The following is a 9,437-nucleotide window of genomic DNA, read 5'->3' on the forward strand; positions in this document are numbered from 1 at the left end:
TTCCGACGCGGTCGAACCGGGAGAGAGCGAGAGATTCACGTGATTTGGCTCGCTGACGCTCGCCAAATCACCGCCGTTTTCACCCCGCCACACCTCCGTCCCGTATGGACGACGACCTCATCGACTCCGGACTGCTCCCCCTCTCGCGGAAATCGCTGCTCCCCGGGACCGGCTTTTTCTACCCCGACTCGCTCGACGAAGACCGCGCCGACGAACGCGTGAAGGAAGCCGTCGACGGCGCGGAAGCCGTCGTCGTCGCCGACCTCGACGCCGACGGGCTCGGCTGCGCGGCGCTGATTCGAGAACTGTACGACGCGGCGCTCGACCCCGAACCGTTCCTGGAGGACATCGAACGCCGCACGAGCGACGACCCGCTCGCCGCAGACGAGGAAGCCGAGGACGCGGACGAAGACGAGGAAGACGAAGCGCTCGACTCGCCGGTCGCGCTCGTCGGTGCGGGTCCGCACAACATGGAGGACGCCCTCGAACGCGTCGCCGAGTACGCCGACGACGGTATCGACGTGTACGTCTGCGACCTCTGCCCGGACAGGTACGAGTACGTCGAGGAAGCCGTGGAGTCGATAGTCGCCCACGCCGACAGCGTCCGGTGGTTCGACCACCACCAGTGGGACGAAGCGGTCGAGAGCGCGGTCCGCGAGGCGGGCGTCGACCTCGTCGTCGGCGACTCCGACGAGGAGTGTACGACCGACGTCGCGCTGCGGTCGCTCGACTACGAGTTCTCCGAGCAGTTCGAGGAACTCGCCGCGGTGACCCGCGACCACGACCTCTGGATTCGAGACGACGAGCGAAGCGACGACCTCGCCGACTACGCCTACTGGGTCGACAACGAGGAGTACGTCGCCGTCGTCGGCGCGTACGGCGCCGACCTCCCCGAGCAGGCGCTCGCGTACGTCGAACACCGACGCGTCGAGAAGGAGCAACTCGTCGACCTCGCCGTCTCGCGCGCGGAGTTCAAACGCGTCGGCGAGTGGACCGTCGGCGTCACGTACGGCCGCTGTTCGCAGAACGAAGTCGCCGAAGCGCTCCGCGAGCAGGGTGCCGACGCCGCAATCATCGTCAAGCCCGCCGGGAGCGCGAGCATCCGCGGTTCGGAGGGCTTCGAGCGCGCGCACGAAGTCGCCGCGTACGTCGACGGCGGCGGTCACCCGCGCGCGGCCGGCTGCAAACCCGACATCTACGACGACATGCTCGACTACGCGAACCACTGGAGCACCCAGGGAAGCGCGGCCAAGCGAGTCATCCTGGCCGCATTCGAGCGCGTCGCCGAAGCGGTCGAAGAAGAGACGGACGCCGAGGAAGGCGTCGAGACCGAACTGTAGACCGTCTCGCTACGCGTCGACGACCCAGCGGTCCGAGTACGACTGCCCGCACTCGCACTGGGCGTAGGCGTGAATCACGTCACCCTCGGCGTAGAGGCCGCCGACCTCCTCGTTTTTCGCCTCCGCGAACGCGAAGACGAACTTGACGCGGTGGTCGCCCTCGGCTCCACCGTCTTCGTCGCTCTCGGCGGCCGGACACTCCCCGCCGCTCAGGTCGTCGGCGATGGTTCCCTCGGTGTCCATCGCGCTCTGTGCGAACTCCATCGCCTTCATCCCGGTTCCGGCGGCGAACAGCTGTCGCCCCCTGTCGCCGGGTTCGACGAGGATAACCCCGCCCTCGACCGTCTCGCCGTAGTTGGCTATCTTCCCCTGCTCGTCGAGGTAGTCGTCGGTCAGAAACAGCGCCACGTCGTCGAGGCGCTCGCCCGCGAGAAACTCGTCTCGGTCGCTCATGCACTCCCGTCGGCGTGCCAGCGGTAAAAAGCGCGTGACTGCGAGTCGCTCCTCCTCACTCGTCCAACTGCTGGGCGATGTCCGCCAGCGACGATTTCGGCTGTCGCGTGACGCTGTAGACGGCGCGTTTGCCCGGCACGCGGAGCCCGTAGAGGTGACCGGGTTCGACCTCGTCGAGTTCGACGCTCGTGCCCGGCGTTCGGCCGTTCGTCTCGGCCCACTCGACCAGTCGGTTCTCGCCCTCGCCGGGCGTGCGGGCCAGACGGCGGTTGTCGTACGCGCCGCGAATAAGCATCCCCCGGGCGTCGCTGTCGATTTTAGCGTGGTGCTCGTCGCCGTCGAGGACGAGTCTGACGATGTCGCCGTCCTCGGCGTCGAGTTCGTCGGGGAGGCGGAGACAGGGGCGTCGCGTGCCGCCGCTCCGTTCGAGTCGCGCGCGGTACGTCGTCACCGAGGGGTTCTCGTGAGACACTCGGTCCGGCATGGTCGCCACTCCGGACGCGGTGGGGAAAAACGGTCGGAATCGGGTCAGGGCGTTACTCGTCGTCTTCGTCGCCGTCTTCGTCGTCGCCGCCGAGCGCGTCGGCGACGCTGCCGCCGTCGACGACTTTGGCGTTGATCTGGACGACTTCCTCGCTGATCTCGCGGCCGCGGACGCTGATACGCTTGCGCTCGCCGTCGCGCGAGGGCTTGTAGCCGACGCCGCCTTCGAGCAGCAGCGACTTGAGGTTCGGTCCGGGGACGTCTTTGCGCATCGGTCGACCGGCTTTGTCGGAGCCGCCGGTGAGTTCGAGGGTGAACCCGTCGAGGCCCACCGCACCGCCGTCGACCTCGTCGCCGAGGTCTCGGCCGAGGAATCGGTTCGCGTCCTGTCCGTCCGCGTCGAACTGGTGCGTCGAGCCGTCTTCGGGGTCGGCGACGACGACTTTGAAATCTGCCATACGGGGTACGAAACGGTCGCGGATAAAAAGAACGTCGAAAGGCGTCGCCGGATTCTCGCGCCCCCTCCCGGTCGTTGTCGGGCGTTTGGGGGTGTGACTGGTTCGCTCAGTTCACGCCTCCGGCAACACCAGTTCGGGGTCGTCGAGCGCGAACAACACCCGCTGGTCGTTCGACAGCGGTCGCAGCGCCACTTCGAGCCGCCCGACGCTCCGCGCGGCGCTCGCCACGCCGGCGATGTCGGCGATGTCGTAGTACAGCGGGACGAACACGGCCCGTTTTTCGCCCGAGGCTTTCATCACCACGACGGCGAGGACGACGCCGTTCTCCCGCGTGCGAAGCACCTCCGACTCGTCGAACGTCGACGCCTCGACGACGCCCTCGACGGCGGTGAACTCGTTGCCCGGCAACAGCACGTCGAGTCCGCTCCAGCCGGGGCGTTCCTCGGATACATCCGTCTCGTCGCCGCCGAGTTCGTCCTCGACGTCCAGCCCGATATCGACGTTCGAGAGCGGTACCACGTCGCCCGGATGGAGCTCGGTCGTCTCCCAGCCCTCCTCTCGGTACGCCTCCGCGGTTGCCTCCATGTCGGCGACGACGGCTTCCCACGCCGCCTCCTTCCCCGACAACGGGTGGTCGTTCATAACAGCGCCGTCCCGGAGCGGAGCCAAAAAGCTTCGTTTCGGCGACGCCGTGAATCCGCTCTCGACGACAGACTCCGACGGACGACTCTCCGCGTCCGTTACTTGTTTTCGTCTCAAAATAAGGCACAACAATCATACGTGTCGTCGTGGCCCTATCCTATGCAATGTCGATTTTAGGGCAATCGCAGAACCAGACGACACGAGAATCGCAGCAGGAGATGGCGCAGGCTCAGGAGTCCGGCGCCGACGTCGCGCTCATCGCCTCGGCGCTCTCGGTGGCGCTGTCGTGGTATCAGTTCTACATCCGCGGCAACAAGACGCGCGGCATCTTCATCGGCCTCTGGCCGCCGACGTTCCTCGCGTTCGCCAGCTACATGCGCCAGAAGGGGATGGCGGACCGACTCGAGAACTCGGTCGTCGTCAACCCCGAGAGCCAGGGTCTGCTGAGCCGCGTCCTCGAATAGGCCGATAGACGACCGATAGACGCTCGACGACAGACGGTAGACGACGGACGACCGATAGACCACCGACGACCGACACGCGACGAGACGTACTCCCGAGGTGCGCCTCGGGTTTCGACGATCGCGACTCATTTTTCGGGGCGACCCGCCGCCGGAGCGACTCCGCCCGCAGGTTACTCTCTGACGTTCGCGCCCGCAGCGTCGCCGAACGTCGACGACAGCGCGCCCGTCTCGCCCTCGGGGTCGTAGACGACCCGCCCGCGGACCGTCGTCACCCGCGGGAACACCCCCGAGAAGCCCTCGAACGGGGTCCACTCGCAGTTGCTGTGGAGTTCGTCGCCGCGTATCTCGCTCGGGTCGTCGGGGTCGACGAGCACGAGGTCGGCGTCCCTGCCGACTTCGACCGCGCCCTTCTGCGGCAAGTCGAAGATGCGCGCCGGGTTCGCGGCGGTGAGGTCGCGGACGCGTTCGTACGTCAGCCGTCCCTCGCGGGCCTCGTTCAGCAGCAGCGGCAGCATCGTCTCGACGCCCGGGACGCCGCTGGGCGCGCTCCAGAGGTCGGTCTCCTTCTCCTCGCGGGTGTGCGGCGCGTGGTCGGTGGCGACGATATCGACCGTCCCGTCGGCGACGCGCTCGTAGACGGCTTCGCGGCGCGCCTCGCTCCTGAGGGGCGGATTCATCCGGCCGTAGGTGCCCAACTCCGAGAGGTCCTCGCGCGACAGCAGCAGGTGGTGCGGCGTCACCTCGCAGGTCGCGCCCGCCTCGCTCGCGGCGTCGACGCCCTCGGGCGTGCTCGTGTGGGCGATGTGAATCGACGCGGCCGACTCCGCACCCACGTCGAGGGCGCGTTCGACGGCGGCGGCCTCGGCTTCCGCGGTCCGAAAGGCGCTCCACAGGTCGGCGTCGGCGTCGCGGCCCTCGCCGCCGGCATCCTCGTCCTTCGCGCTCTCGTCGAACAGTTCAGCATCTTCGGCGTGGACGCTCACGGTCACGCCGGCCTCGGCGGCGCGGACGACGGCGTCTGCGAAGAGGTCGGCGTCGATACCCATGTCGCCGGTCGAGTCGGCGAGAAACACCTCGCCGAGCGCGAACAGCGGGCGGTCGAACAGCGAGTCGGGGTCCCACTCCTCCGTGACGCCGCCGCTGATGCCGTAGTCGACGAGCGATCTCTCGGCCAACTCGGCCTTCTCGTCGAAGGCGTCGCCGTCGATGGTCGGGGGACTGGTGTTCGGCTGGTCGACGACGGTGGTGACGCCGCCGGCGGCGGCGCTCTTCGACCCCGTCTCCCACGTCTCCTTGTGCGCGTACCCCGGTTCGCGGAAGTGGACGTGTGCGTCGATTGCACCGGGGAGGAGCAGACGGCCGTCGGCGTCGAGTTCGCGTTCGTCGCCGTCGGGCGAGAGCGACCCCGCGGGCTCGACCGCCGCGATGGTCTCGCCGGCCGTCCGGACGTCTACCTCGCGGCCGTCGGCGAGGCGTGCGTGCGTGATGAGCATTGTCTGGGTGTCCGACTCTCGTCGGGCGGGGTGGTAAACGGTGACGGTCCGCGCGAGTGACGCCGCTCCGGTCGAAGCGTCGTCGGTTCGCGGGTATCGCTTATCGTTGTGGGCGACGTTCTCTACACGATGTCTATCAACGTCAACTCGATGAACAAACTCAGTATCGTATCGACGCTCGTCGACGCCATCGTGGCGTTCTCCAAGGGGCGGCGCGTGAGCGGCGTTCTGCTTCTCGCCGCGGCCGCGCTCTCCTCGCGCGTACCGGGAATCGGGACGGCCGTCTCGATGCTGCTGCGGGTCTACCGACGAGTGCGATAGCCCGTTTTCACCCGGTCTCCGCTTCGACGCGCTCGACCGTCGCGTCCCGGTCGTCGACGAACGCGTCCTCCAGCGCCCGAGCGACCGCTTCGGCGTCTCCATCACCGCCGGCGCGGGCGACACTGCCGACCGAACCGGGGTCGAACGGAACCGCCAGCGCCGCGTACACCGGTTCCAGGACGCCGGCGATCTCCTCGTGGTCGGCGACGAGCACGCACCCGGAGACGAGCGCCGCGCCCCTGCGGACGCGCTGGGCGACGCCCGCGATTTTGCCCGCCGACTGCACCGAGTGAGCGCCCGGACAGAACGATTCGGGTGGTTCGCCCCGTTCGGCGTCGACCCCCACCGTCCGGAGTGCGCGAATCACCGTCGTCACCGCGTCGTCGTACCGCTGGTCCAGTCCGCGCCGCATGTCCTCGACCGGTCGGGCGTGCGCGAACGCGAGCGTCGTTCCGGTGTAGGCGACGGCACGACCGCCGACGCTCCGCTCGACGGGGGGGTACCCGCGCGCTTCGGCCGCCTCGCGGGCGGCGTCGTAGCGCTCGGCGCGCGCGTCGCGCCGTCCGAACGCGAGTTGCCGGTGCGGCGACCAGACGCGGAGCGCCGGGACGCCGGTCTCGGCGGCGTCTTCGAGCAGCGCCGCCGTCACGTCGCGGTCGGTCTCCGGGTCGCTCGCCCTGCCGCGTACGACTCGCATATCGCCCTCTGCGCGCCGAGCGAACCTAATCCTCTCGGCTTCCCGCTCCCGTGTTGCCGTTCTTCTCACTGCCGCCTCCGCCGGCTTCGACGGGGCTATAGCCTCGAACGCCCACCTCTCGCCAATGGCGGTCACGCTCTCTTCGCCCGTCGCCGAGCGCTATCGACGCTTCTCGCTGTACAACTCGCCGTACCCGGCGCACGACCGCGGCCGCGCCGTCGACTTCTACCCCGAGACGAACGAGGGGCTCTCGCCGATTTCGGGGGAGGTGCTGGACACGAAGTCGGTTCGCGCGCCGCCGAAACCGTACGCCGTCGAGCAGGACCATCTCATACTGGTCGCCGTCGACGAGGCGAACTCGCCGGGAGTTCGGTTCGACCGCGGAGAGCGGTCCGAAGACAGCGTCGACGGCGGCGACGGCGTCGGCGGCGGCGACAACGAGAGCGACCACGTCGCCCGAATCCTCCACGTCGACCCGGCGGTCGAACCCGGCGACTACGTCGAGGCGGGCGAGCCTCTCGGCGAGATGGTCCGGTCGGGCTTTTTCGGTCGGTGGGTCGACAACCACGTCCACCTCGGCTTCCGCCGCGCCGACCAGAACGCCTACCGCGCGGGCGGGTCGCTCCCGCTGACGCTCGACGTACCCGTCGAACCGCTCGCGTGGGACGGCACCGGAACCGTCGTCGAGGTCGGCGAGACGTACGCGCTCCTCGATGCGCCGGCACATCCCGACCCCGGTGCGTACTTCGCGGGCATCGCGGCCGACGACGGACGCGTTCTCGACGGCGGGTTGGCGCACTACGCCGGCGGCGGAGTGCTCTCGGCGGCGGACGGTCGCGCAGGTCGGGAACCGGCGGACGCACCGCTCTCGTTTCTCGGCTTTCCGGTCGGGTCCGTGGCCGGACGCGACGTGTGCTGGAACGATTTCGACGTGTTGGCCGACGGCGAGCGTGCGACCGGGCTCTCGCTGTTTCTCGCGCAGGATTCGGCGTTCGGGGCGAAACTCGTCTTCCACGAGGGCCACGCGTTCGCCGTCGGCGACGACGTCCGCGTCGAACTCGCGGAGAGCGACGACCCGATTCGTCTAGGGTGAGTGGACCGTCGAGACGGCGGAGGGGAGTCGACGGTAGGACAGAGTCGACGGTAGGGCGGAACGGCGGTAGGGCGGAACGGCGGTAGGGCGGAGGCGACGGAACAGAATCGGCGGTAGGGCGGAGGCGACGGAACAGAATCGACGATAGAGCGGGGTCGACGCCGGAGTCGGTGACCGGACTAACCGTGTTTCTCGCGGTGTTCGCGCTTCCGCTCGGCGTACGTCTCGTCGGCTTCGACTCTGTCCCACCAGACTTCGTAGACGAGCGCCGCTTCGCGTTTGTCGTCGTCGGCCCAGCGCTGGGCCTCGCACTCCTCGCCGTCGTCGTCGTACTTCTTGCCACCGGGGTAGCGCGCATACCGCATCGAGCGGGTGTAGCCCATCTGGAGGTACTTTCGGGCCATGTCCATCCCGACGAAGTCGTCGTCGTCGCGGTAGTCGAGAAATCGGTCGTAGATGGCGTCGCCGGATTCGTCGGCCGACTCCCGGTCCGCGTAACCCCACAGCGGTAGGAGTTCGTCCTTGTACGGTTGGACCTTGAAGACGCCCTCCTCGCCGCGTCCGACCGAGTAACACTCGGGGCGGTCACGGAAGTTCGTCTCGTACTCGGGTCCGCTGTCTCCGCTGCCTCCGCTTCCTCCGCTGCTTTCGGAACGTGAATCGCCGCCGGGCGCCGCTTCCGACTGCGTCTCTCCGGTCGCTGCGGCGTCCGACTCGCTCGTCGGTTCGTCCGTCGATTCGGTCCGTTCGGTTCCGCTCGCCGCCGACTCGTCGCCCGTCCGACTTCCGTCCGACGTTGAGTCCATGCGCCCAGTACGCCGTTGTTCCGTATTATTCCACCGTCGAACTCGCCTCGGAGTCGTCGGCTCGCGGCCGACGAATCGGCGGCTACAAACACCTCCGCGGACGAACACGACCATGGACGACTCCGAATCGTTCCCGTCGGACGCCGCTGCGCTCCTCCAGCAGTTCATCGAACAGGAACACGGCTACCTCTCGTGGTTGAACACGCGCGTCGACAGCATCGAGCGCGGACGCGTCACGATGTCGATTCCGTACGACGAGAAACTCACCAACACCACGTCGCCGCCGACTATCCACGGGGGCGTCGCCGCGACGCTCGTCGACACCGTCGGCGGCGTCGCCCAGCGGTCGACGTTCGAGAACCCGGCGCAGGGCGGCGTCGCCACCGTGAACCTGAACGTCAACTATCTGCGCCGCGCCTCGGGCGACCTGACGGCGACGGCGGAGGTCGTCCGCGCGGGCGGGAGCATCGGCGTCAGCGAGATCACCGTCGAGAGTCCGACCCCCGACGGGGGGACCGAGGCCGTCGCCACCGGACAGGCCGCCTACCGACTGTTCAGGTGACTCGGTCGAACGTCACGTCGTCGAGCGTCGTCGTCTCGCCGAACAGCCAGTCGGCGTGGTCGACGGCGTACTCCTTGTGCCCCTCCTCGATGTAGCCGAGCGCGTCCGTGACGAGAATCGGCCGGAAGTCGCGGAGCCCGGCGCTCCCGGCGGTGTGGAGCACGCAGACGTTCGCCAGCGTCCCGCAGATGAGCAGGTCCCTCACGCCGTGGGCGTTCAGCCAGCCCTCCAGTTCGGTCCGGTAGAACGCGTCGTACGTGTGTTTGGTGACGACGTGGTCGTCCTCGCGGACGTCGAGTTCGTCGACGAGTTCGGCCTCCCACGTCCCTTCGACGACGTGTTCGCCCCAGCGGTCGAACTCGTCGTAGTAGTGGTTGCCGTCGAACTGTTCGGGCGGGTGGACGTCGCGGGTGAAGACGACGCGCGCGCCGGCGTCGTGCGCGCGGTCGACGAGCGTCGATACCGGGTCGATGGCTTCCTCGCTGGCGGGGGCGTAGAGGCTGCCGTCGGGGTGACAGAAGCCGTTCTGCATGTCGACGACGACGACGGCGGTTCGGTCCGAATCGTACATACGCGTCTCTCGGCTCGCGGTGAGTAAATCGTTTGGCAGGTCGAAGTCGCCACC

Annotated in this window: 12 protein-coding genes and 1 pseudogene; 5 read left to right on the top strand and 8 right to left on the bottom strand. The window is 68.3% G+C overall.

Annotated features, from left to right (window positions below):
* Positions 1-104: 104 nt before the first annotated feature.
* Positions 105-1,340, top strand: a complete 1,236-nt coding sequence (locus tag DV709_RS09660) for a DHH family phosphoesterase (protein ID WP_117594249.1) — start codon at positions 105-107, stop codon at positions 1,338-1,340.
* A 9-nt stretch (positions 1,341-1,349) separates the two neighbouring features.
* On the opposite strand, the gene DV709_RS09665 is transcribed toward DV709_RS09660, so the two are convergent.
* The 4 genes from DV709_RS09665 to DV709_RS09680 all read right to left on the bottom strand — a co-directional run bounded on the left by DV709_RS09665 (position 1,350) and on the right by DV709_RS09680 (position 3,376).
* Positions 1,350-1,793 carry a DUF5807 family protein gene (locus DV709_RS09665; protein ID WP_117594250.1) on the bottom strand — a complete coding sequence of 148 codons (444 nt, stop codon included), beginning with the start codon at positions 1,791-1,793 and terminating at the stop codon, positions 1,350-1,352.
* A 55-nt stretch (positions 1,794-1,848) separates the two neighbouring features.
* The gene (locus DV709_RS09670; protein ID WP_117594251.1) at positions 1,849-2,277 is read right to left on the bottom strand and encodes a DUF7112 family protein; all 429 of its coding nucleotides are present in this window, start codon (positions 2,275-2,277) and stop codon (positions 1,849-1,851) included.
* A 52-nt stretch (positions 2,278-2,329) separates the two neighbouring features.
* Positions 2,330-2,734, bottom strand: coding sequence for a 30S ribosomal protein S6e (locus tag DV709_RS09675; RefSeq protein ID WP_117594252.1), 405 nt, complete (start codon positions 2,732-2,734; stop codon positions 2,330-2,332).
* Positions 2,735-2,845: 111 nt separating this feature from the next.
* Positions 2,846-3,376, bottom strand: a complete 531-nt coding sequence (locus DV709_RS09680; protein ID WP_117594253.1) for a DUF7529 family protein — start codon at positions 3,374-3,376, stop codon at positions 2,846-2,848.
* Positions 3,377-3,594: 218 nt separating this feature from the next.
* Between DV709_RS09680 and DV709_RS09685 the strand changes: the two genes are divergently transcribed.
* Positions 3,595-3,840 carry a hypothetical protein gene (locus DV709_RS09685; protein WP_117594254.1) on the top strand — a complete coding sequence of 82 codons (246 nt, stop codon included), beginning with the start codon at positions 3,595-3,597 and terminating at the stop codon, positions 3,838-3,840.
* 170 nt (positions 3,841-4,010) lie between these two features.
* Here DV709_RS09685 and DV709_RS09690 read toward each other — a convergent pair whose 3' ends face one another.
* A complete protein-coding gene (locus tag DV709_RS09690; protein WP_117594255.1) occupies positions 4,011-5,333 on the bottom strand; it encodes a dihydroorotase in 1,323 nt (440 codons plus the stop codon).
* Positions 5,334-5,462: 129 nt separating this feature from the next.
* Between DV709_RS09690 and DV709_RS09695 the strand changes: the two genes are divergently transcribed.
* Positions 5,463-5,654, top strand: a complete 192-nt coding sequence (locus DV709_RS09695; protein ID WP_117595272.1) for a hypothetical protein — start codon at positions 5,463-5,465, stop codon at positions 5,652-5,654.
* A gap of 7 nt (positions 5,655-5,661) precedes the next feature.
* On the opposite strand, the gene DV709_RS09700 is transcribed toward DV709_RS09695, so the two are convergent.
* Complete coding sequence (locus DV709_RS09700) at positions 5,662-6,351, bottom strand: lipoate--protein ligase family protein (protein WP_117594256.1); 690 nt, start codon at positions 6,349-6,351, stop codon at positions 5,662-5,664.
* A 124-nt stretch (positions 6,352-6,475) separates the two neighbouring features.
* Here DV709_RS09700 and DV709_RS09705 point away from each other — a divergent pair, with 124 nt between their 5' ends.
* A complete protein-coding gene (locus DV709_RS09705; RefSeq protein WP_117594257.1) occupies positions 6,476-7,444 on the top strand; it encodes a hypothetical protein in 969 nt (322 codons plus the stop codon).
* A gap of 179 nt (positions 7,445-7,623) precedes the next feature.
* On the opposite strand, the pseudogene DV709_RS09710 reads toward DV709_RS09705, so the two are convergent.
* Positions 7,624-8,064: pseudogene (locus DV709_RS09710) on the bottom strand (DUF4385 domain-containing protein); the annotation flags it as partial.
* Positions 8,065-8,362: 298 nt separating this feature from the next.
* Between DV709_RS09710 and DV709_RS09715 the strand changes: the two are divergent.
* Positions 8,363-8,812, top strand: coding sequence for a PaaI family thioesterase (locus DV709_RS09715; protein WP_117594259.1), 450 nt, complete (start codon positions 8,363-8,365; stop codon positions 8,810-8,812).
* Here DV709_RS09715 and DV709_RS09720 read toward each other — a convergent pair.
* The gene (locus tag DV709_RS09720) at positions 8,805-9,383 is read right to left on the bottom strand and encodes a cysteine hydrolase family protein (protein ID WP_117594260.1); all 579 of its coding nucleotides are present in this window, start codon (positions 9,381-9,383) and stop codon (positions 8,805-8,807) included. The two genes, DV709_RS09715 and DV709_RS09720, sit on opposite strands and share 8 nt — an antisense overlap.
* Between the last annotated feature and the right edge of the window lie 54 nt (positions 9,384-9,437).

Source organism: Haloprofundus halophilus (assembly GCF_003439925.1).
Classification (GTDB): domain Archaea; phylum Halobacteriota; class Halobacteria; order Halobacteriales; family Haloferacaceae; genus Haloprofundus; species Haloprofundus halophilus.

What these genes read in the sequence shown, in the direction of transcription:
- DV709_RS09660 (WP_117594249.1), top strand. Translation starts at nt 105, where the DNA reads ATGGACGACGACCTCATCGACTCCGGACTGCTCCCCCTCTCGCGGAAA.
- DV709_RS09665 (WP_117594250.1), bottom strand. Translation starts at nt 1,793, where the DNA reads ATGAGCGACCGAGACGAGTTTCTCGCGGGCGAGCGCCTCGACGACGTG.
- DV709_RS09670 (WP_117594251.1), bottom strand. Translation starts at nt 2,277, where the DNA reads ATGCCGGACCGAGTGTCTCACGAGAACCCCTCGGTGACGACGTACCGC.
- DV709_RS09675 (WP_117594252.1), bottom strand. Translation starts at nt 2,734, where the DNA reads ATGGCAGATTTCAAAGTCGTCGTCGCCGACCCCGAAGACGGCTCGACG.
- DV709_RS09680 (WP_117594253.1), bottom strand. Translation starts at nt 3,376, where the DNA reads ATGAACGACCACCCGTTGTCGGGGAAGGAGGCGGCGTGGGAAGCCGTC.
- DV709_RS09685 (WP_117594254.1), top strand. Translation starts at nt 3,595, where the DNA reads ATGGCGCAGGCTCAGGAGTCCGGCGCCGACGTCGCGCTCATCGCCTCG.
- DV709_RS09690 (WP_117594255.1), bottom strand. Translation starts at nt 5,333, where the DNA reads ATGCTCATCACGCACGCACGCCTCGCCGACGGCCGCGAGGTAGACGTC.
- DV709_RS09695 (WP_117595272.1), top strand. Translation starts at nt 5,463, where the DNA reads ATGTCTATCAACGTCAACTCGATGAACAAACTCAGTATCGTATCGACG.
- DV709_RS09700 (WP_117594256.1), bottom strand. Translation starts at nt 6,351, where the DNA reads ATGCGAGTCGTACGCGGCAGGGCGAGCGACCCGGAGACCGACCGCGAC.
- DV709_RS09705 (WP_117594257.1), top strand. Translation starts at nt 6,476, where the DNA reads ATGGCGGTCACGCTCTCTTCGCCCGTCGCCGAGCGCTATCGACGCTTC.
- DV709_RS09715 (WP_117594259.1), top strand. Translation starts at nt 8,363, where the DNA reads ATGGACGACTCCGAATCGTTCCCGTCGGACGCCGCTGCGCTCCTCCAG.
- DV709_RS09720 (WP_117594260.1), bottom strand. Translation starts at nt 9,383, where the DNA reads ATGTACGATTCGGACCGAACCGCCGTCGTCGTCGTCGACATGCAGAAC.